We start from the raw sequence: 21,045 nt of genomic DNA, 5'->3' as shown, positions 1-21,045 counted from the left end.
AGCGCTCGCTCAGTGGAGCGCGGCGTCGGCGGCGGTCTGCCGCCACGCCGTGAAGGTCACCTCGAGTCCCGCGCGCGTCGGCGCGCAGACGAAGGGGCCGGCGGACGCATTGCGCTCCCCGGCGTAGGGCACGACCCGCACGAGCCGGAACTCCTCGTCGTCGGCCGCGGCGCGGAGGGTGAGGGCGTCGACCCCGCGGCTCACACGCACGCGGATACGCCGGCCCGACCACTCCGGCACGGGCGCGATCGACCAGTCCGAGCGGATGTCGGTGACCACGGCCCCGAGCCCCAGCACGCCGTCGGCGTACTCCACCCCCGCCTTCATCCAGCGCTCCTCGTCGGTGCGCACGAACAGGCCCGCCTGGTCGAACTCCTCCTGGAAGTCGGCGTGGAACTCCACCTCCATCGCCGATCCGACGGGGAACGGGGCGACGAGGGCGTGCTCGGTGTCGTGGACGAACCCGTAGGCCGTGTGACGCCACGCGTCGCTCCCCTCGACGGCGGTCACGCGGAGCGAGGAGCCGTCCTCGGCCACGGCAACGGGCGCCGTCGTCCAGGAGCCTTCGGACCAGGCGATGGCACGCGTCGGGAGGGGATCGGTGGGGTGTTGCTCGTGGGACATGCTCACACTCTCTCAGGTTGGCGGGGGGACTCGCGCACGACATCGTCGCGACGCGCGGGAGCGCTCTCGCGCGCTGCCCTCAGCACCGCGACGGCGCGGGGCGGCAGGCTCACCGCGCCGGTGTCGTCGGCGCGGACTCCGCCCACGGTCTCCCCGTCGACGTCGAGGAGCACGCTCTCGTCGGTCCGGTTGGCGAGGAAGACGAAGCGCGCGTCATCGGCGGTGCGGACGATGACCTCCACGCGTCCGTCGGCGGCGAGCGGATCGGCGGCGAGCGCGTCGACCTCCACCGCGAGGGCCCGGAGCACGCCGTGCGCCCCGGCGCGCCCGATGTCGGCGGACACATAGGTCGCGGTGCCGCCGGCGCGCGTACGGCGCCGGGTGACCGCCGGGGCGCCGTCGAGGTCACCGCCGAGGTACGTGTCGAGCACCTCCACATCGGCGCCCGTGTGGGTGATCCGCTCGGTCCAGTGCTCGGCGATCGCGCCGGAGGCGAGCCCCGCCCGCTCGTCGGCCAGAAGCGGGACGAACTCCTCCACCGTGACGCCGACGAGGTCGCGGAGGGCGCCGGGGTACCCCCCGAGCCATACCCGGTCGTGCTCGTCGACGGTGCCGGAGAAGTAGGTGGTGACGAGGTGGCCGCCCGCCTCGACGAACGCCTCGAGCCGCGCACGGAGCTCGCGCGTGACGACGTGGAGCATCGGCGCGACGAGGACCTCGTACCCGTCGAACTCGGCCGAGGCCGGTCGCACGTCGGCGCGGACCCCGAGATCGAGGAGCGCGCGGTACCAGGCGAGGGCCTCCGCGTCGTAGCTCACCGACTCGGTCGGGTGGGAGTCACGGCCCGACACCCACCAGGAGGTGTAGTCGAACAGCACGGCGACGCGCGCCGGCTCCCTCCGGCTCCCCGTCACCGCCGAGATCGCCGACAGCTCCGATCCCAGCCGGACGACGTCGCGGAACACCCGTGAATCGCTGCCCGCGTGCGGGAGCATGCCCGAGTGGTATCGCTCGCCGCCGGCCCGGGACTGCCGCCACTGGAAGTAGCAGACGGCGTCGGCCCCGTGTCCGACGTGCGTGAGCGCATCGCGGACGAGCTCGCCCTCGCGCTTGGGCGGGTTCACGTCGCGCCAGTTGACCGCGCTGGCCGCGTGCTCCATGAGGAACCAGGGGCGCCCCTCGGCGATGTTCCCCGTCAGGTTGGCCCAGAACGAGAGGTCGTCGCGACCGAGCTCGCCCGGCCGGAGGTAGTGGTCGTTCGAGACGAAGTCGACGTCGGGCGCCCACGAGACGTAGTCGATGTCGCGCACGTTCTGGGCGACCATGAAGTTGGTGGTGTACGGGATGTCGGGCGTGATCTCCCGCAGCACCGCCCCCTCCGCACGGAGCTGCTCGCGGACCGCGTCGGACGAGAAGCGCTCGAAGTCGAGCTGCTGCCCCGGATTGCGCTGCGTGGGGGCCACGCGCGGCGGGAGGATCTCGTCCCACTCCTCGTAGTGCTGGGACCAGAACGCGGTTCCCCACGCGGCATTGAGGGCGTCGAGGCTGCCGTACCGCTCCTGCAGCCACACCCGGAAGGCGGCGGCCGCGTCGTCGGAGTAGTCGTAGATGTTGTGGCAGCCGAGCTCGTTCGAGACATGCCAGGCCACGAGTGCGGGGTGGTCCCCGTAACGCTCGGCGAGGGCACGCACGAGGCGCAGCGAGTAGCGGCGGAAGACCGGCGAGGTGGGCCGCCAGTGCTGACGGGCTCCCGGCCACAGCACCGTGCCGTCGGCCGTCTGCGGCAGCACCTCGGGGTGTCTCCGCGTCAGCCAGGGCGGGGGCGAGGCGGTGGCGGTGGCGAGGTCGACATCGATGCCGTTCTCGTGCAGCAGGTCCATCACCTCGTCGAGCCAGCCGAAGTCCCACTCGCCGGGCCGCGGCTCCAGCAGGGCCCACGAGAAGATGCCGAGGGAGACGATGTTCACGCCTGCCTCCCGCATGAGACGCATGTCCTCGGCCCACACCTCCCGCGGCCACTGCTCGGGGTTGTAGTCGGCACCGAATCGCAGGCGTCCGGCACCGAGGGCGCCGTCTGCGACCCACCGGGGGCGTTCGAGGTTCGTCGTCACTCGGCCAGCATACGGCAATACCGTGCATGTGCACGTTTTCTGAAGGGTGGTGAGGGAACGGACTACCCTCGTCCTCATGAGCGAGACCGCGCCCGCCCGCCGCGGCCCCTACGCCAAGTCGGCCGAGCGACGCCTGGAGATCATCGAGTCGGCCACCGCGGTCTTCAGCGAGCACGGCTACCGCGGCGGATCGCTCCGACAGATCGCCAAGCAGCTCGATCTCGGGCTCACCACCGTCATGCACCACTTCCCCACGAAGGTCTCGCTCCTGGCCGCCGTGCTCGAGCAGGAGGACGCCGCCGACGCCGACTTCGACGATCGCGCTCGGCGCGACGGGCTGATCCCCACGATCCTGGGGACCGTGGAGCGCAACCTCGGCCGGCGCGAGCTGGTCCGGATGTTCTCGATCGTCTCGGCCGAGGCGACCTTTCCCGGGCACGAGGCACACGACTGGCTCCGCCGCCGCTACGCGCAGGTCACCGCCGACTACGCACGACTCATCGCACACGACCGCGATGCGGGGAGGATCCGCGCCGACGGCGACGCACTCACCCTCGCCGGTCTCGTCATCACGGGCTGGGAGGGCATCCAGGTGCGCTGGCTGGCCGATGCCACCGATCCGGTGGCGGCTATGCGCGCGATGCTGGAGAAGATCCTGGAGCCGATCGGCAGCGAATGATGGGGGATGGGCGCGCCCCGGTCAACCCCCGCGGGCACATTTGACGACGCCCTGCATAATTAAGGGGTGCCACCCCCCGGCGCATCATCGCGGCGACGCGACGGCGACGGGTGCCAGCCGAGGCGGAGGGTGACCGCACACCGATCCGAATGAGGTGCCATGCCCTATCGCGACCAAGCGACGGTCGAGCGATGGGTGGAAGAGTTTCGCGGGCGGCAGCCCGTGAAGACCCACGTCTCCGTTCTGGAGAAAGACTTCACCTCTGGGCCCGACTCCGGCCTCGTCGTCGTCTCCCTTCGAACGGCCTCCACCGTCACGTACATCCAGCCTGTCCTCATCGACGACGCCCCCCGCTGGACGGTGACGTTCGAAGCCCGCAATGAGAGCTTCGACCTCGACAGCGAGGGTGTCGCGGCCCTCGCCCACGACCTCTCGATGCTCGCGCAGCTGTGCGAGTTCCTGCAGACGAAGACCGACGAGATTCTCGCTCGGGCCTGAGGCCGTCGCGATCAGAGCCTGAGGCCGTCGCGATCAGAGGTAGGGCGCCAGGGCCCCCGCCGTGAGCGCGACTCCACCAGCGACCACTCCGGTGACCGCGGCCGTCTTCTGCAAGACGCGGGTGACGCGCCGGCGCCGGCGCGCTTCGGTCGGAGACGTCACACCTTCGGCGGCGCGCTGGGCGTCGCGCAGATCGTCGTAGCGACCGACGGGCGTCGACCGTCCGTCGAAGGCGATGTAGGTGCCATCGGCCGCGCGATCCACGTAGCCGACGAACTCGCCGTCCCGCGAGGCGACGTAGAAGTCGGTGTCGACCCGCGCCCAGGTGGGACGAGCGGGCACGAGGGCGTCCAATGGCCAGGCGGGGGCGCTCATGCGGCCCTCCGCGCGGGCTCGGGGCCGGCGATGTCGGAGCGGGGAATGTCCGTATGGGCAACCGGTGCGGTCCGCGTCTCCTCGGTGAGATCGAAGACGATGCCGTTCGAGGAAGCCGCCTCCTGTGCGAGCTGCTCGAGGTAGGCGCGATCGATCTGCTCGGCTCCGACGCGATCGAAGTCGAATCGCAGCGGGATCGAGCAGTGCAGCCAGATGGTCGAGCGCCCTTCCCCGTCGTCGGAGGAGTGGGTCCACGACACCGTGAAACTCTCCGACCGGCGGAGCTTCGTGGAGGCGACGATCCGCAGATGAGCGAGCATGCGGTCGGGCAGTTCGATCGCGTCGGTGGTGTTTCCGTAGTAGAGGCGACCCATCGTGTGTTCTCCCTCGCTTCATTGGTTGCTTGCCTGAAAGGTTACTCACAATAAAAGTAGTTAGTCAAGCGAGATACTTCACAGGCTGTATTGTGGTCGTGCAAGCAGAACCAGACCCGACGGGGCGAGGAGACGAGATGACGGACGTGACGCAGGACCTGACGGTCGATGCGCTCATCGACGCCTACCGGCGGTTCCGGCTTGCCGACAGCGCGATGACCCTCCGGATCCGGTCGGAGACGGGGATGAGCGACAACGAGATCGCCATCGTGAGGTATCTCCTTCACGAACGCGACGAGGATCACGACGTCAAACCGAGCGAGATCGCCCGGCACCTCGACATCTCCTCGGCCTCGACCACGGCCCTTCTCGACCGCCTGGAGCGATCGGGGATGGTGGAGCGCATCAGCCACCCGACCGATCGGCGGAGCATCCTCATCGCTGCGACGCCCGCGGCCGAGGCCGCCGTCGCCTCGACCCTCGAGGCGTTCGAGACGCGACTGCACGACCTGAGTGCCGCGCTCGATCCCGATGCGCGGGCGACCGTCGTCTCCTACCTCGCCGCGCTGACCGAGGCGGCCGACGCCATCGGCACCCCTCGCTCCTGAATCGACGCTCCTGACCCGGCGCGCTCAGTCGGCGGGCGGCGTTGGTATCAGGACTCGTGCGCGTCGATGCTGTCGACGGCGTCGCGCATCGCATCGAGGAATGCGACGACCACGGCGCGATCCGCCGGCGCCATCGGCCGCACGACCGACATCATCCGCTCGTGCATCGCACCGAGCGTGTCCCGGATCTCCTCTTCCGCCCGCGCGCTGGATCGGATCGTCACGCTCCGGCGATCGGTGGGGTGCGGCTCACGCGTGATGTGACCACTGCGCGCCAGCCGGTCCAGGAGCGCGGTGGTCGACGCGGAAGTGATGCCGAGGTAGCGACTGAGGTGGACCGGAGTCACGAGCTCGTTGCGCTGGGAGGCTCGGGCGAGGAAGCGGAGCACCAGGAGCTCGTTCTCCCCCATGTCCATCGACTGCTGCGTGCGGCGGCGCATCGCCACCTCGGCGGCGCGGTAGGCCCGCATCGCCTCGAGCACGGCGGTGCTGCGCACGTCGCCTTCGTCGGCGTACCAGTACGACGCACCGGTGTCGGTTCCCCCAGTCATCCGTCCTATTCTCGCCGATGGACCCGGGGAACGATCCAGCCCTTGACAATCGCGGTCATCACCCCGTCCGGCACCGAGCGGGGCGCACGTCCGGGCTCGCCGCGCCTCCGACGCCGACGCTGCTTGCACGTCTCGAGGCCGCGCGCAAGCCCGGGATGCCGACACGCGTCGTTCACTAGCCTGACGCCATGCGGGTACGGAGACGGCGATGAGTGCGGGCGGCGACGCGCCCGCGCCGAAGGACGTGCTCGACGGACGCTACCGCCTGGACGCCGTCATCGGCGTGGGCGGCATGGGACGCGTCTTCCGCGCCCACGACCTGCTTCTCGGCCGCAACGTCGCCGTCAAAGTGGTCCACGATGCCGCGGCGGATGTCCCCCTCGACGATCGCATGCGCTCGGAGACGATCCTGCTGGCCTCGTTGAGCCATCCCTCGCTCGTCACCCTGTACGACGCGCGTCTGCGCGGCGACGGACCCCGCTACCTCGTGATGGAACTGCTGGAGGGCCCCACTCTCGCCGATCGGCTCGACGCAGGAGCGCTCGGCCCCCGGGAACTGCACGCGGTCGCCGAGGACCTGGCGGAGGGACTGCACGTGGTCCACGATGCCGGGATCGTTCATCGCGACATCAAGCCGTCGAACATCCTGTTGCGCCCCTCGCGCGTGCCGGGCATGCCGGTGCGCGCCAAACTCGCCGACTTCGGGATCGCCCACCTCGTGGACTCGGCGCGACTGACCCGGCCGGGCCTCGCCGTCGGCACAGCCGGATACCTCGCCCCCGAGCAAGTGCGGGGCGCTCCCCCCGCGTGCGCCGCCGACATCTATAGCCTCGGTCTCGTCCTGCGGGAAGCGGCGACGGGAACGAGGGCGTTCGCCCCCGCCATCGGAAACGAGCAGCTCTTCGCACGATTGCAGCGGGATCCCGACGTTCCCGAGAGCCTGAGCGCGCCATGGCGCGACCTCCTGACGCACATGCTCGCGAGGGAACCCGGCGACCGGCCGGACGCCCTCCAGGTGGTCCTCGCCCTGCGAGCGATCGCGCCGTCGGGAGCATTCCTCTCGGAGAGGGCGTCCCAGGGGGCGGTCACGGCGACCCGGGCGGTCACGGGAGCGGTTGTCACCGCGCCGAGTGCCCCGCTGGACTCGATCGGATCCGCGGGAACGCGACCGACGCCTGCCGAGGGCGAGCCTTCCGATCCCGAGCGCCGCAGCAGAGCTCTGGCGACTCCCACCGTCCCGATCGAGGTCGCCGCGCCGCCGGTGGAGTCGCCTCCGCGCACACGTGCCACCGCGGCGCCGCCGCCGCCCCGCCGTCGGATCCGACGACGAGCGGCGAGCCGCCGGCGCGCGACGGCATGGGCGTCTGTCACGGCGGCCGCCGTCCTGGTGGCCGCCCTGACCACGTGGGTCACGTGGAGCGCCTCTCCGACGACGGCGTCCACTCCGTCGCCGTCGGTCAGCGAGCCGGCACGGATCGCCGATCCCGTGCCTTCGTCGCCCACGATCGACACCGCCGGCGACGCCGACCCGTCGACCGACACGACGCCCGGCAATCAGTCCACCTCGGATGATGCCGAGGACGCCGGCGGCACGGGCGGCGGCGAGGGCAAGGGCGCGCCCGGTGCGGGGAACAACGGGAAGGGGAACGGATCCCAGAACGGGAATAGATCCCGGAATGGGAATGGGAATGGGAATGGGAACGGGAACGGGAACGGAAGCGGGAACGGAAACGGTCGCCGCTGACGCCGTCCCCCGCGCGACACAATGGCGGATCCCACGCCCGACACGCCGCACAGGACTGCCACACCCCGGCGTGTCACCTCAGCGATCCGCCGTTGTGCACCCGGCACAACCCGCGCGCCGGGCACCCCCCCGGCACCCGCCACCCGCGGGCGGGAGGGTCAGCGGCGCGAGAGCAGGGACGTCACGCGGAGCCGGCCCGAGTGGATCCACACGTCCGAGTACTCCACAGGGCGCTCGTCGGACAGATACGTCACCTGCTCGAGGTACTGCACGGGGCTTCCCTCGGGCAGGTCGAGCAGTTCGGCGACCTCGGGAGTCGCCGCCTCGGCACTGAAGGTCCGTCGAGCGGAGGCGATCCGCAGGGCGTAGCGGCCCTCGAGGGTTCCGAACAGGCTCGCCGTCTCGAAATCGGTCTGCTCGATCCCCGGCGCGAAGTCGGTGCGGACGTAGTTGAACAGGAGTGCCACCGGGCCGCTCTCCGCCGCCCGCACACGCACGAGGCGCAGGACGGTGCCGCCGGGAGGCACTTCGAGGAGCGCGGCCACGGGGCGGGGCGGATCGATCAGCTCACACGCGACCACGCGGGTGGTGGTGGCGACCCCTTGGTTGGCGAAGTCCTCGGACAGCGTGCTGAGTTTCTGCGCGATCGCCGGCTCGATCGTCGTCGACGTCACGAAGGTGCCCCGCCCGCGCACCTGGCGCAGCAGCCCCTCGTCGATCAGGGTCGTCAACGCGCGGCGGAGGGTGCCGCGACTGACTCCGAGCTCGGTCGCCAGCTCCGGCTCGCTCTTGAGACGATAGTGCGCCGGCCACTCGCCCGACGCGATGCGGGAGCGGAAGCCGTCGGAGATCTGGGCGTGGATGGGCACCGGCAGCTCCCGGTGGATGTCCGCCGCCTGCGCGTCCGTCGCGTCCACGCGACCCTCCTTCTGGATCTGGTGTGCCCGCCGCGCCCGAGCCGGGGGATCTCGGGGCGGCGAGCGGGGCCAGTCCTGCCAGTGTGTCAGTAGCTCTGAGTGTTCTCGTCGCTGGAGTCGCTGATGATGGCCATTCCGGCGCTCGTGCCCAGCAGCACGGCACCCGCGCGCAGGAGGCTCAGGCCCTGGGTGTAGGACTTGATCGAGCCCGAGGCCTTCACCTGCACGCCCTCGCGTGCGCGCTCGACGAGGAAGCGGACGCTCTCGGGCGACGCCGTCTCGATCTGCCCGCTCGACGCGTTCTTCAGGAACGCGACCCCGGCGTCCATCGCGAGCTCGACGGCGGCCTCCTTCTCGGCATCGGTGAGCAGCGGCAGCTCGAGCATGACCTTGACCGGCAGACCGCTCGCGCGCACCACACCGGCGATGTCCTCGCGGAACTCGTCGTACATGCCGCTCTTGAGCCAGCCGACCTGCACGCCGATGTCGAGCTGCGTCGCCCCCTGCTTCGCGATCTGCTCGGCCTCGGCCGCCTTGCCGGCGCTGGTCATGACCCCGACGGTCGGGAAGTCCAGGGCGGTGGCGATCCCGATGCCGGTGCCGGCCAGTTCGGCCGCCACGAGCGGCACCCACGAGGCCGGCACCATCGCGGCGTTGAAGCCGTGCTCGGCCGTCTCACGGGCGTGGGCGATCATGTCGTCGCGGGTGAGCCCGGTCTCGATCTTCGTGTGCTGGATGTAGGGCGCCATCTGCGCCGGGGTGAGGGTGAGGGTGTCGGACGAAGTGGTGTCGGTCACGTCAGTGTCTTTCTCTTCGGATGAGGGGATCGGGAGTCGGTCGGGTCGAGTGGAGGGGGTCAGAGCTTGGCGGCGTAATAGTCGGGCGCGATCACTCCCTCGCCGCCGAACCAGCGGGGCACGTCGACTCCGCAGAACAGTCCGACGTTCCCCCAGGGCTCGAAAGCGCCGGTGCGGACGATGACCTTGGCCTGGTGGGCGAGCTCGCCCAGGACGTCGGCGTGGGTGCGCGTGGTGAACTCGGCGTCGTCGAACGTGGACTGGAGCCACTCGTCGAGGCGGGGGTTGTTCGTGACCACGTCGTCGGCGCGCACGACGCCTTCCACGACGATCTCGTCGGCGATCAGGGAGAGCACCGTGCGCAGGTCGGGGATGTTCTCGGCGATGGCGAGGTCGATGCGGTTCGCCCCCGGCGGGATCGGGAACCCGGCATCGACGACCATGATGAGGTCGGTGTGGCCGAGCGTGGCCAAGGCGGCGCTGAGGGGAGCGTTGAGGATTCCGCGCTTCTTCATGACTGTGGTTCTCCTTGTGTGGGTGGGACGTCGGGTCAGGCCGCGCTCGTGACGGCGTCGGTGGCCAGCGCCATGATCGATTCCTCCGTCGCCGAGGCCGTGGGGAGGACGCCCGCGATGCGTCCCTGGCACATGACGACGATGCGGTCGGTCACGCTGAGGAGCTCGGGCAGGTCGGACGACGAGCAGACGATCGCGACTCCGCGGGAGGCGAGCTGGAACATCTCCTCGTAGATCTCGACCTTCGCGCCGACGTCCACCCCGCGCGTGGGCTCGTCGAGCAGGAGCACGCGCGGGTCGACGGCCAGCCAGCGCGCCAGGAGCGCCTTCTGCTGATTGCCGCCGGAGAGGTTGGTGATCGGCTGATCGATCGAGGCGGTCTTCACGCGCATGCGGCGGGCGAGGGAGATCGCGTTCTCGTTGAGGCGACGGCGCCGGATGAGACCCATCCGCGCGAAGGCCGCGGTGGTGAGCACCCCGATGTTGTCGCCGACCGACATCGTCGTGAGGATCCCCTGCGCACGTCGCTCCCCGGGGAGGAACCCGAGGCGCCGACCGACGCTCGCGATGGGCGACCGGCCGTCGTAGGCGACGCCGTCGATGAGCACCCGGCCGCCCGACGCGGGCGAGGCGCCGAAGACGTTGGCCAGCAGCTCCACGCGTCCCGAGTCGGGAAGGCCCGCGATTCCGAGGATCTCCCCCGGACGCACCTCCAGGCTCACGTCCTGGTGGCGCCGCCCGCTGAGTGAGTCGAGCTGCAGCGCGGGCGCCGCGTCGGCGATCTCCGCCGGTGCCGTGCGTCCCGCGAAGTGGCCGAGCTCACGCCCGACCATCGCGGCGACGGCGGCCTCGGGGGTGACGGCGTCGCGGCGGAACGACGCCACGTGGCGACCGTCGCGGAGGATCTCCAACCGGTCGCAGAGGGCGAACACCTCGGGCATCCGGTGAGAGACGTAGACCATCGTCGTGCCGTTCGCCTTGAGGCGGTCCATCAGGGCGAAGAGGCGATCGGCCTCGGCGGGGGTGAGCATGGCCGTCGGCTCGTCGAGGATCAGCACGCGGCACTCGCGGGCCACGGCGCGGGCGACCACGACGAGCTGCTGCACGGCGAGGTCCAGCCCCCGCACGCTCGCCTGCGGGTCGATGTCGAGGCCGAGCTCGGACAGCAGCTGGCCCGCCCGCTCGTTCATCCGGCGCTTGGCGGGAAAGAGCCTGCTGCCCGGTTCGATGCCCACCAGGATGTTCTCGGCGACGGTGCGGTCGGGAAGGAGCGAGAGCTCCTGCGGGACGATCGCCACCGAGTGGCGCGTGAGCACCGTGTTCGGATCGTACGAGGAGATCTCCTCCCCGAAGACCGAGATGCTCCCGCCGCTGGGCGGCTGCAGGCCCGCGAGGATCTTCAACAGCGTGGACTTCCCGGCGCCGTTCTCGCCGAGGAGTGCGGTCACCTCGCCGGCGGTGATGTCGAAGCTCACGTCATCGAGCGCGGTCACCGGTCCGAAGCTGCGGCTGATCCCCTGGATGCGGACGGCGACCTCACGGCCGGCCGTGGCGTCGTCCTGCGGCGGGAGCATCGTCATCAGTCCTCCACCGTCGCTTCGGCCAGGTTGGCCTGGGTGATGAACTGCGCGCCGGTGTCGACGCTCTCGATCGGCGTGCCCTTCTGGAGGAAGTCGGCGAGGACCTTGACGGCCTGGTAGCCCTGCTCCGACGGGTTCTGGCTGATCGTGAACGACTGCACGCCGTCCTTGATGTAGCCGGCGGTGGCCGACAGCAGGTCGAAGCCGACCATGGTGATCTTGCCCGCGTTGCCGGACTGGTCGACCCACTTGGCGGCGGCCGTGGTGGAGCAGCAGTCCAGGCCCGCGATGGCGACGACGCCGCTCTGGCCGGTCATCGTCGACTCGACGATGTTGTACGCGGCGCTCGGCTCGTTGCCGACGTTGACCGGTCCGACGATCTCGAGCCCGCTCCCCTTGATGCCTGCCTCGAAGCCGCTGAAGCGGTCGTGCGACCAGCCCGCGCCGGTGTCGAGCGAGAACACGACGACCTTTCCGGTGGCGCCTTCACCGAGCACCGAGACGAGCTCCTTGGCTTCGGCCTCGCCCGATCCGACGAGATCCTGGCCGACGAAGGCCATCTGGTCGGAGTCGGGGTTGTCGGTGTTGAACGAGATGATCGGGATCCCGGCCTCGTAGGCCTGCGCGATCACGGGCTTGAGCGCGTCGCTGGACGCCGACGAGACGGCCAGTCCGTCCACGGCCTGCTGCTGGATGAGGGTCTGCAGCTCGGAGACCTGCTTGGCGGCGTCGCCGCCGGTCGGTCCGATCAGCTGCACGTCGACGCCGAACTCCTTGCCGGCCTTCTCCATGCCGGCCTTGATCGGCGTGGCGAAGGCGAGGGACGGGTCGTGGTAGCTCAGCTTGATACGCAGCGGCTCGCCGTCGTCGACGCGCTTCTGGATGTAGTCGGCCACCTGGAAGCCGCCGTCGGCGCTGTTGCTGGCGGCGGGGCTGCCGGTCGTGATGGCGCCACAGCCCGAGAGGGCGAGTGCGCCGGCGACGGCGAGGGCACTCCACGCCAGGAGGCGGCGGGTGCGAGTGCGAAGGGACATCGGTGCTCCTTTGATCCGAATGAGGGTGAGGGTGTGAGCGCTCCGTGGGAGGGCTCGATCGGGTGAGAGTGTTCGGTGCGGACGCGCGCGTCGTGGGCGCGCGATGGGGATCGGCCCGGTCAGGCCTTGGTCTTTCGGCGTCGTTGCCAGGTGTCGGCGGCCACGGCGGCCACGATCACGAGGCCGGTGATGACGGTCTGCCAGAACGACGAGATTCCGTTGATGTTGAGGATGTTCTGCAGGAGACCGATGAAGGCGACACCGATCACGGTGCCCCACATCGTCCCCGAGCCGCCGAACAGGGCGGCGCCGCCGATGATGACCGCCGAGATGACCGTGAGCTCCAGTCCGGTGCCGGTCACGCCCTGCACGTAGGAGAGGAAGGACAGGCCGAGCACGCCGGCGATCGCCGCGGTCAGACCCGACAGCACGAAGGCCGAGACCTTGACGGCCTTGACGTTGATGCCGACCAGGCGTGCCGCCTCCTGGTTTCCGCCGACCGCGTAGGTGTTGAAGCCCAGGCGCGAGCGCGACAGCAGCACGACGCCGATCGCGGCCACGAAGAGGAAGAACAGGAACTGCATCGGGATGATGCCGAACAGGCGCCCCTGGCCGAGGAGCCCGAACTCGGCGACACCGGGCTGGTCGGAGCTGAGGGAGATGGGCGCGCCGTCGGAGATGAGGAGGGCGACGCCGCGGAAGACGCTGAGGCTTCCGAGGGTCACGATGAAGCTCGGCACCCCGAGGAGGACGACGGCGAGTCCGTTGAGGAGGCCCGCGATCACCCCGGCGCCCAAGCCGATCAGCACGGCGACGGGCCACGCCACCCCGGCAGCGATCGCCATACCGGTGGAGATCGCCGCGAGCGCGTAGATGGACCCGACGGAGAGGTCGATCTCGCCGTTGATGATGACGAACGTCGCCCCGACGGCCATGATCCCGATCTGGGCGATCTGCTGGCCGACCGAGAGCAGGTTGCCGCCCTGCAGGAAGCTGGGCGAGAGCACCGCGCCGAGCACGAACAGCAGGACGAGGGCGGCGAGCACACCCGCCTCGCGGGCGTGGAGGAACGAGCGGGCGCTCGTGGCCGTGCGGATGGCGATGGTCGAGGTCATGAGGCGGCTCCGGTCTCGTCGGCGAGGTCTGCTCGGGTCGGAAGGGCGGGGATGACGCCAGCGATGGTCACGGTGCGGGCACCGGCCACAGCGGCGAAGTGTGCGGCGGCGGCAAGGCTCTGGCCTTCGGCGAGCGCCACGGCGAGGGCGGCGGTGAAGGAGTCCCCGGCACCGGTCGTGTCGACCACGCGCTCGACGCGGACGGGCGCGACGGGCGTGACGGTGCCGCCCTCCGACAGCAGCGCTCCTTCGCCGCCGCGGGTGAGCACGACGCTTCCGCCGGAGCGCGCGGCGAGCAGGGCGAGGAGCTCCTCGTCGGTGTGGCCGTGGTCGGCGGGAAGGCCGAGAAGCACCGGCGCCTCGGACTGGTTGGGGGTGAGCACGTCGATCCACGGCCACACCTCCTCGGGCAGGGGCTGGGCGGGAGCGGGGTTGAGGAGCGTACGGGTGCCCTCCTCCGCTCCGATGCGCAGAGCCGCGGCAGCGGCGGGAAGCGGGATCTCCATCGAGACGACGAGGATGTCGGCGGCGGCGATCTCGGCGCGGAAGGTTTCCACCGCGGCGGCATCGAGCTCGTCGAGCGCGCCGGGGGCGATCGCGATGCGGTTCTCGCCCGACGGCTCGACCAGGATGATGCCCACCATCGTGGCGGCTTCCCGCGTGACGACGACCTTCGACGCGTCCACCGACTCGGCCGCCCAGAGCGCGGCGGCAGCCCGACCGTAGTCGTCGTCGCCGACGGCGGTGAGGAAGGAGACCTCGGCGCCCAGGCGCGCGGCGGCGATGGCCTGGTTCGAGCCCTTTCCTCCGGGTCCGGCGTCGAACGCGCCGCCCGACAGGGTCTCTCCGGCTTCGGGCATCCGCGGTACGCGCATGGTCAAACCCACGCCGTAGCTCCCGACAAGTGCAATCTTCATCGATTCGATCCGTACGTCGTCGTAGTGGACATTTGTATGTGGACAACTATGTACATGTGATCATGAGGCCCCCGGCCTGCGATGTCAAGTCGGGGGCCCTCCCCGGCCTCACACCGGCGCATCCGCACCGCCCGGTCGTGCACAACAGCGGATCCGCGTCGCCCCGCCGCGCACAACGGCGGATCCGCACCGCACCACGCCGCCCCGCCGGGCGCACGCCACGGCGTGTCGCCTCCCACGTCCGCCGTTGTGCGCGCCCGCCCCTCCCCCGGGCCTGGTACGACCCTGTTCCGGGACAACGACGGACGGTACTCTCCTGAACACGGCAGGCCCGCGAACCCGAGCCACGTCCCCTCCCCCTCGACCCGACGGGAGCACCATGACCACCGACCGGTCGACCGACCCCACCGCGCCATCCCTCATTCCCGAGGCCCCGCCCCTGGTGAGCGAGGCGGACGCAGAACGGATCGCCGCCGCGCACTTCGGCGTCTCCGGGGCGGCGCGGAGCCTCGGCAGTCACGAAGACAGGAACTTCCTCCTCGATACGGGCACGGAGCGCCTGCTCCTGAAGGTCGCCAACCCGGCGACCTCGATCGAGGAGGTGACGGCGCAGTCCGCCGCCGCCGCACACCTCGCCGAGCGCGCCCCTGGCGTCCGCGCCCCACGAGCGAGGACGACCACCGACGGCGCACCGGTCGCTCAGGTGGCGCATGAGGGCACCGTGCTGCACGTCCGGTTGCTGGACTTCCTCGACGGCGGAACACTCTCGGGCAGCGGCCATCTCGCTCCCTCGGTCGTCGATGCGCTCGGCGACCTCGCGGCCCGCGTCGACCTCGCGCTCTCCGACTTCGAGGCACCGGGAGTGGAGCGTCCGCACCAGTGGGATCTCCGGCAGTCGCGGTCGGTGCTTCCCGAACTGTTCGACCACCTCGACGACCCCGCGCTCCGCTCGCGTCTCGAAGCGATCACCCACCGTGCCTGGGAGGCGCTCGCCCCGCTGGAGGACGACCTTCCGGTACAGGCCGTCCACGGCGACCTCACGGACGACAACGTGGTGTGGAGCGACCCCGTTCGGCGCACACCGGACGGCGTCATCGACCTGGGCGACCTGAACCGCTCGTGGCCCGTCGGCGGGCTGGCGATCACGTTCTCGTCGCTCCTGCACCACGACGGCGTCGATATAACCACCGCCGTGCGAGCGCTCCGGGCCTACCACCGACGGCGCCCGCTCTCGAGCGCAGAGGCGTCCGCCTTCTGGCCGCTCGTGGTCCTGCGCGCCGTTCACCTCGTGGCGAGCGGGCATCACGTGGTCTCGCGTGAGCCCGACAACGCCTACGCGGCCGAGAACCTCGTACACGAGGAGGCGATCCTCGCCGCAGCGGTCTCGGTGCCGCTGCCCGTCGCGACGCGCCTCGTGCGCAGTGCCCTGGGATTCCCGTCCGCGGCGGCGGAGTGCCCTGCCGCCCTCCCACTCTTGCCGGAGATCGACGCCGACTCCGTCATCGTGCTCGATCTGTCCGCGGCGAGCGTCGACGTCGAAGACGGCGCGTGGCTCGATCCCGCCCTCGAAGAGCGGCTCGCCCGCGGGGCACTCGCCGCCGACTCTCGGGCCGCGATCACCCGGTTCGGCGAGGCACGCGTGACGCGCGCAACCCGGCACGCACAACAGGCGCCCGCCACCGTCGCGACCGGCATCGACGTCACCCTCGATCGCCCGGCGACACTCGTCGCCCCGTGGAACGGCCGGCTCTCCCGCGACGACGCCGGACTCGTGCTGCGCGGCGACGGCGAGGCCGCGGGCATTCGTCTGGAGCTCGGGGCGGCGTCCGCGGAGGGCGGTCCGCTCGCAGAAGCGGCGGAGAACGAGCGACAGGTCGGCCGAGGAGAGGCGATCGGCACCGCCACGCACGGCCTCACGGTGCGCGTCGTGCGCGAGAGCGACGACAGCGTCGACGAGGGGGCGCGCGTGCCCGCTTTCGTCACCCCCGCCTGGGCCGACGCCTGGCGCGCCATGGTCGCCGACCCCTCCCCTCTCCTCCCCGGGCATCCCTCCCCGGCGGAGCGCGACGATCCCGCGGCACTGCTGGCGCGCCGCAACCGGGTGTTCGCGGAGGTGCAGGAGCACTACTACGACGCGCCTCCGATCATCGCCCGCGGCTGGAAGCAGTACCTGATCGACACCGACGGACGCGTGTACCTCGACATGGTCAACAACGTCACGGCCCTCGGTCACGCCCACCCGCGGATCGCCGCGGCGGCGAATCGTCAGCTACGGACGTTGAACACGAACTCCCGGTTCCACTATCCCGCCGTCGTGGAGTACGCCGAGCGCCTGACCGAGCTCACCCCGGAACCGCTCGACACGGTGTTCCTCGTCAACAGCGGATCGGAGGCCGTCGATCTCGCCCTGCGCCTGGCGCGGGCGGCGACCGGGCGCCGCGACGTGCTCGCCGTCCGGGAGGCCTACCACGGGTGGACCGACCTCGCCGATGCCGTGTCGACGTCGGTCGCCGACAATCCCGCAGCCTTGGCCACCCGCCCCGACTGGGTACACACGGTCGACGCGCCGAACAGCTTCCGGGGAGTTCATCGCGACGAGGAGGCCGTCCGCTACGCGCCGGAGGCCGTCGCGGAGATCGAACGGCTCGCCGCGCAGGGCCACGCGCCGGGGGCGTTCGTCGCGGAGACGTTCTTCGGCAACGCGGGAGGCGTGGCCCTCCCGGAGGGATATCTCGACGCGGTCTACGCGGCCATCCGTGCCCACGGCGGCCTCGCGGTCGCCGACGAGGTGCAGGTCGGGTTCGGCCGGCTCGGCGAGTGGTTCTGGGGCTTCGAGCAGCAGGGCGTCGTCCCCGACATCGTCACGGTCGCCAAGGCCGTCGGCAACGGCCACCCGCTCGGCGCCGTCATCACCACGCGGGAGATCGCCGCGGCCTACCGACGGGAGGGGTACTTCTTCGCCTCGACCGGGGGAAGCCCCCTCTCGAGCGTCATCGGATCGACCGTGCTCGACGTCATCCGCGACGAGGGCCTCCAGGAGAACGCGCGGACGGTCGGTGCCTACCTGCGCGCTCAGGTGCTCGGGCTCGCACATCCCCTCGTCGGCGCGGTCCATGGCTCGGGCCTCTACCTCGGCATCGAGCTCGTCCGCGATCCAGTCACTCGGGAGCCGGCGACGGAGGAGACCGCGGCCGTCTGCGACCGGATGCGTGAGCTCGGCGTGATCGTGCAGCCGACCGGCGATCACCAGAACGTCCTGAAGATCAAGCCGCCACTGTGTCTCGAACCGGCGGACGTCGACGCGTTCGTGCGCGCCTTCGCCCGCGCCCTGGAAGGCCGTTAAGGCGGGGGCTCGCGGCGTCAGGGGTGATCGTGCGGAGGCGCGGGCGGCGGAGTCGCCTCGCGCAGAGCCCGGGCGAGGGTCTGCACCTCGATGGGCACATTGTCGCCCGTGGCGGGCGCGTCGATCCACGGCGAGCGACCCGATGGCCACCACCGCAGTCCCTCCGCCCAGACGAGGGTGCCGAGAGACTGCAGGGGCGCAGCACCGTCCGACACGATCGCGCGCCGCGCCCGCACCTCGTCGGTCTCGGGGTCTCTGACCGGTTCGGCCTCGAGCGCCCGGAGCACCCGTCCCGCGGTCACGAGGTGTGCGGAGCGAAGTGAGGACTCGATGTCGAGATCATCACCGAATCGGGCGACGCTCGGCCGCGTCGCCATGCCGATGAGTAGCCCCTCCTCCTCCGTCTCCACCCGGCACGTCATGGCTTGCGCCACTCCCTCGACGAGACCGCGGACAACCGCACCTGAAACGCTCTGTTCGGGAGTGCGGTCCCACGTGAGGACGCCATCTGCATCCACCTCACCCTCCGCCAGCAGGAGATCACCCTCGTCACGATCGACTCCCGCACTGACGGCAATCGCGCCGTGGTCCAACGGTCGCCACATCAGCCAGGGCAACGAGCGGTCTCGTTGATCGGGCCAGTACCTGAGCGAGCGAGTACCGGCCTCGTCGAACCAACGGTCGACGACGGTCCTCTCTCCGGTGATCGTGTCACTGACCACAACCGTGATCGAGCCCGCACCGACCCTCGCCTCGCCTGCGGGAATCGTCGGAAGGGCGGGCCAGGGATTGAACCCCACCGAGTAGGAGAATCGCGCTTCAGTCAATTCTTGCCACCACCCCTGAGCTGAAAAGCGAGGCCAACCTCACGCCGCGGGGACTGAACAGTTTCCAATATGTCCCGCCATGACCTGAGTAGTCCCGCTCGATGTAGTACGCCTGCCCTCTATTCTCGCGCCAACCGCGCGAGGTCTTCACGCTGAACACCCGAAGGTCAATCGTGCTGGAGTTGATCGTGATCCGCGCGGGAACATCAAGCTTGCCGGCGCACGTCGGCGTAACGACACCGTCGGCTGGGCCAGCTGACGCCGGGGACGACACGGTCGTCGAAGAGGAGGGGTCAGATACGGAGAAACGCACACAGGATGGGGGCCGCCAACGCCTGCTCAGCGCGGTACCCGAACAGCTGCGTCGACACAAGAAGGATGACCAGACCAAGGATCCCCCCGGCTCTAACCCCGTAGTACGGGAACTGATCAACGCATGGCGACTCTCCGCCACTTAAAACCCCTCGTCGAACACGCATCCGAACTCCGATCATTGTCGTGCTGGCCTCATCGGCCCGCTCCCCCGGCCGAGTGCGTGGCTCTCTGCACACGATCGGCGCACGTCGTCGACCGTATGGCAAGTCGCTGCAGGGAGCTCGGAGTTACTCACAGACCAGCATCGTCGCGATAGAGGCAGGGGCAGCAGGCTGTCAGAACGGCTTGGATGATCGCGACCGCCCCCACAACGCAAGAAGCCCGCCGGATCGGCGAGCTTCTGGCGGAGACGGAGGGATTTGAACCCTCGGTCCCCGTAAGGGGACTCCACCTTAGCAGGGTGGTGCACTAGGCCTGACTATGCGACGTCTCCAGGTGTCCGGCCGCGAGCGGCGCGAACACACCCGCCCATCATAACTGCTCGCCGCCCGGCCCACGAACCGGCCGATGGGTCAGCGCTGCGCCTGCGTGCAGGTGACGTCGGCCGCGGTCTGCCCCGCGATCTGGCTCGGGAGGTCCACCGCCGTCTCGGTGGGCTTCGGGGTCGACGTCCCGCCGGGCGTGGGGCTCTTGGTCGGAGTGCCGGTCGGGCTCGGCGACGCCGTCGAGGACGGGTCGGGCTGCTCTGCCTCACCGACCACCTCGACGCCGTAGCCCTGGCTGGCGCTGCCGGTGAGCTTGAGCGGCTTGTTCTCGGCGAGCGCGTCGAACAGCACGGTGGCGGCCTGGGTCACGGGGAGCACACGGCCCCCACCGGGCGCGTAGGCGGTGGGGTACTGCACGAAGACGATGTCCTTGTACGGCACGCTCTTCACGGCCATCGCGATCTGGACCATCCGCTGCGGGTTGGTCAGGGTGTCGCTGAGCACGAGCTGCTTGCTCTGCACCTGTGCGACCGCGGTCGTGGCGAGGTTGAAGAGCACCGCCGGGTTGGCGAGCACACCGTCGGACTGGAGCTTCCGCACCATCGAGCTCATGAACTGCTGCTGGTTGGAGATGCGTCCGAGGTCGGAGCCGTCGCCGATCCCGTGACGGATGCGCAGGAACTGCAGCGCCTGCTTGCCGACGAGGGTGTGGTTGCCCTTCTTCAGCTTGAGCCCGGTGTGCTTGTCCTGGATGTCGTCGGCCACACAGACGTCCACGCCGCCGATCGCGTCGGACATGTTGATGACGCCCGTCCAGCGAATGGACGCGGCGTACTGGATGTCAACACCGGTGAGCGCCTCGATCGTGAGGACACTGCACGCCAGACCGCCGTACATGTACGACGAGTTGAGCATCTGCGCGCTCATCGCCGAATACGATCCGCCGTCTCCCGTGGGGCACGAGGGAATGGGCACGATCATGTCGCGCGGGAACGAGATGACCGTCACGCGCCGCGGCTTGTCGCTGATGTGGACGAGCATCGTCACGTCGTTGCGCTCGCCGGCGGTGGTTCCGGCCTTGCAGGCCTTGGACAGGTCGGCGTTGGCGCCCTCGCACGAGTCGGTGCCGACGACGAGCATGTTGACGCCGCCCTCGATCTCCCCGATCGACGGGGGGAGCGACTCCTCACCGATGGACACGCTGTTGCGGTCGAGCGCCTGCGCCGCGTCCCACACGTAGAACGCTCCGACGGCCCCCACACTGACCGCGACGACGGCGACCATCGCCCCCAGCACCGTGAGGATCTGGGCGAGCGGACTCGGTGAACGCTGGATGCCGTGGCGAGCGAGCGGCGCGCGCGTCGCACCTGTCGGCGTGGCGTCGGGGGTTTCGCTCACGGCATGCCTTTCTGAAGCGGAGGGTGTGGGATTCGAACCCACGGGACATTGCTGCCCACCGGTTTTCAAGACCGGATCCTTCGGCCGCTCGGACAACCCTCCCGGCAGATGCACGGGGCATCCGGCCGACAGGGGTCGATTCTAGTGGACTCGGGAACTCGACGATCGAGCACCCCCATTCTGGCCGAGGACGCCTGAGGGGCCGCTGTTAACCGCCCGTGCGACCCGGTACCCGCCC

Annotated in this window: 19 protein-coding genes and 2 tRNA genes; 5 read left to right on the top strand and 16 right to left on the bottom strand. The window is 70.3% G+C overall.

Annotated features, from left to right (window positions below; translation table 11 throughout):
• Positions 1 to 9 precede the first annotated feature (9 nt).
• Together AVP41_RS15215 and AVP41_RS15210 are read right to left on the bottom strand one after the other, a co-directional pair.
• Complete coding sequence (locus AVP41_RS15215) at positions 10 to 624, bottom strand: DUF1349 domain-containing protein (RefSeq protein ID WP_067166570.1); 615 nt, start codon at positions 622 to 624, stop codon at positions 10 to 12.
• Between the two features lie 2 nt (positions 625 to 626).
• Positions 627 to 2,735: a beta-galactosidase gene (locus AVP41_RS15210; protein ID WP_231902789.1), complete on the bottom strand. Its 2,109-nt coding sequence runs from the start codon at positions 2,733 to 2,735 to the stop codon at positions 627 to 629.
• Positions 2,736 to 2,811: 76 nt separating this feature from the next.
• Here AVP41_RS15210 and AVP41_RS15205 point away from each other — a divergent pair, with 76 nt between their 5' ends.
• Together AVP41_RS15205 and AVP41_RS15200 are read left to right on the top strand one after the other, a co-directional pair.
• Positions 2,812 to 3,414, top strand: a complete 603-nt coding sequence (locus AVP41_RS15205) for a TetR/AcrR family transcriptional regulator (RefSeq protein ID WP_067166569.1) — start codon at positions 2,812 to 2,814, stop codon at positions 3,412 to 3,414.
• Between the two features lie 159 nt (positions 3,415 to 3,573).
• Positions 3,574 to 3,912 carry a protein-L-isoaspartate carboxylmethyltransferase gene (locus tag AVP41_RS15200; protein ID WP_067166566.1) on the top strand — a complete coding sequence of 113 codons (339 nt, stop codon included), beginning with the start codon at positions 3,574 to 3,576 and terminating at the stop codon, positions 3,910 to 3,912.
• Between the two features lie 33 nt (positions 3,913 to 3,945).
• Here the strand turns inward: AVP41_RS15200 and AVP41_RS15195 are convergent, their stop codons facing one another.
• Entirely contained in the window at positions 3,946 to 4,287 is a 342-nt protein-coding gene (locus AVP41_RS15195) for a peptide ABC transporter permease (protein ID WP_197464371.1), read from the bottom strand.
• Entirely contained in the window at positions 4,284 to 4,661 is a 378-nt protein-coding gene (locus AVP41_RS15190) for a DUF7882 family protein (RefSeq protein ID WP_067166559.1), read from the bottom strand. The genes AVP41_RS15195 and AVP41_RS15190 overlap by 4 nt, the downstream gene beginning before the upstream one ends.
• 137 nt (positions 4,662 to 4,798) lie before the next feature.
• Between AVP41_RS15190 and AVP41_RS15185 the strand changes: the two genes are divergently transcribed.
• Positions 4,799 to 5,269, top strand: coding sequence for a MarR family winged helix-turn-helix transcriptional regulator (locus AVP41_RS15185; RefSeq protein WP_067166554.1), 471 nt, complete (start codon positions 4,799 to 4,801; stop codon positions 5,267 to 5,269).
• Between the two features lie 47 nt (positions 5,270 to 5,316).
• On the opposite strand, the gene AVP41_RS15180 is transcribed toward AVP41_RS15185, so the two are convergent.
• The gene (locus tag AVP41_RS15180; protein ID WP_067166552.1) at positions 5,317 to 5,820 is read right to left on the bottom strand and encodes a MarR family winged helix-turn-helix transcriptional regulator; all 504 of its coding nucleotides are present in this window, start codon (positions 5,818 to 5,820) and stop codon (positions 5,317 to 5,319) included.
• A gap of 208 nt (positions 5,821 to 6,028) precedes the next feature.
• Here AVP41_RS15180 and AVP41_RS15175 point away from each other — a divergent pair, with 208 nt between their 5' ends.
• Positions 6,029 to 7,564 (top strand): serine/threonine-protein kinase, encoded by a 1,536-nt coding sequence (locus AVP41_RS15175; protein ID WP_067166550.1) that lies wholly within the window; start codon positions 6,029 to 6,031, stop codon positions 7,562 to 7,564.
• Between the two features lie 158 nt (positions 7,565 to 7,722).
• Here the strand turns inward: AVP41_RS15175 and AVP41_RS15170 are convergent, their stop codons facing one another.
• The 7 genes from AVP41_RS15170 to AVP41_RS15140 form a co-directional block, all read right to left on the bottom strand.
• Positions 7,723 to 8,481 (bottom strand): GntR family transcriptional regulator, encoded by a 759-nt coding sequence (locus AVP41_RS15170; protein ID WP_067166548.1) that lies wholly within the window; start codon positions 8,479 to 8,481, stop codon positions 7,723 to 7,725.
• 86 nt (positions 8,482 to 8,567) lie between these two features.
• Positions 8,568 to 9,278, bottom strand: a complete 711-nt coding sequence (gene deoC, locus AVP41_RS15165) for a deoxyribose-phosphate aldolase (protein ID WP_067166546.1) — start codon at positions 9,276 to 9,278, stop codon at positions 8,568 to 8,570.
• Positions 9,279 to 9,337: 59 nt separating this feature from the next.
• Positions 9,338 to 9,793, bottom strand: a complete 456-nt coding sequence (gene rbsD, locus AVP41_RS15160; RefSeq protein WP_067166545.1) for a D-ribose pyranase — start codon at positions 9,791 to 9,793, stop codon at positions 9,338 to 9,340.
• 35 nt (positions 9,794 to 9,828) lie between these two features.
• On the bottom strand, positions 9,829 to 11,373 hold the full coding sequence (locus tag AVP41_RS15155) for a sugar ABC transporter ATP-binding protein (protein ID WP_082829289.1): 1,545 nt from the start codon (positions 11,371 to 11,373) through the stop codon (positions 9,829 to 9,831).
• Positions 11,373 to 12,407, bottom strand: a complete 1,035-nt coding sequence (locus AVP41_RS15150; RefSeq protein ID WP_067166543.1) for a sugar ABC transporter substrate-binding protein — start codon at positions 12,405 to 12,407, stop codon at positions 11,373 to 11,375. Before AVP41_RS15150 ends, AVP41_RS15155 begins: the two co-directional genes overlap by 1 nt.
• A gap of 119 nt (positions 12,408 to 12,526) precedes the next feature.
• Positions 12,527 to 13,522 (bottom strand): ABC transporter permease, encoded by a 996-nt coding sequence (locus AVP41_RS15145; protein WP_067166540.1) that lies wholly within the window; start codon positions 13,520 to 13,522, stop codon positions 12,527 to 12,529.
• Complete coding sequence (locus AVP41_RS15140) at positions 13,519 to 14,439, bottom strand: ribokinase (protein WP_067166536.1); 921 nt, start codon at positions 14,437 to 14,439, stop codon at positions 13,519 to 13,521. Before AVP41_RS15140 ends, AVP41_RS15145 begins: the two co-directional genes overlap by 4 nt.
• 379 nt (positions 14,440 to 14,818) lie before the next feature.
• On the opposite strand from AVP41_RS15140, the gene AVP41_RS15135 reads away from it, so the two are divergent.
• A complete protein-coding gene (locus tag AVP41_RS15135; protein WP_067166533.1) occupies positions 14,819 to 17,782 on the top strand; it encodes an aminotransferase in 2,964 nt (987 codons plus the stop codon).
• Positions 17,783 to 17,799: 17 nt separating this feature from the next.
• Here AVP41_RS15135 and AVP41_RS15130 read toward each other — a convergent pair whose 3' ends face one another.
• The 4 genes from AVP41_RS15130 to AVP41_RS15115 all read right to left on the bottom strand — a co-directional run bounded on the left by AVP41_RS15130 (position 17,800) and on the right by AVP41_RS15115 (position 20,909).
• A complete protein-coding gene (locus AVP41_RS15130; protein ID WP_157532535.1) occupies positions 17,800 to 18,609 on the bottom strand; it encodes a hypothetical protein in 810 nt (269 codons plus the stop codon).
• Between the two features lie 716 nt (positions 18,610 to 19,325).
• A tRNA-Ser gene (locus AVP41_RS15125) sits at positions 19,326 to 19,417 on the bottom strand.
• 79 nt (positions 19,418 to 19,496) lie between these two features.
• Positions 19,497 to 20,807, bottom strand: coding sequence for an LCP family protein (locus tag AVP41_RS15120; protein ID WP_067166527.1), 1,311 nt, complete (start codon positions 20,805 to 20,807; stop codon positions 19,497 to 19,499).
• Positions 20,808 to 20,824: 17 nt separating this feature from the next.
• A tRNA-Ser gene (locus tag AVP41_RS15115) sits at positions 20,825 to 20,909 on the bottom strand.
• Between the last annotated feature and the right edge of the window lie 136 nt (positions 20,910 to 21,045).

It is taken from the genome of Microbacterium sp. TNHR37B, assembly GCF_001620065.1.
GTDB lineage: Bacteria > Actinomycetota > Actinomycetes > Actinomycetales > Microbacteriaceae > Microbacterium.
The sequence above is the reverse complement of the archived record's forward strand: the minus strand, read 5'-3'. Positions and strand labels throughout refer to the sequence as shown.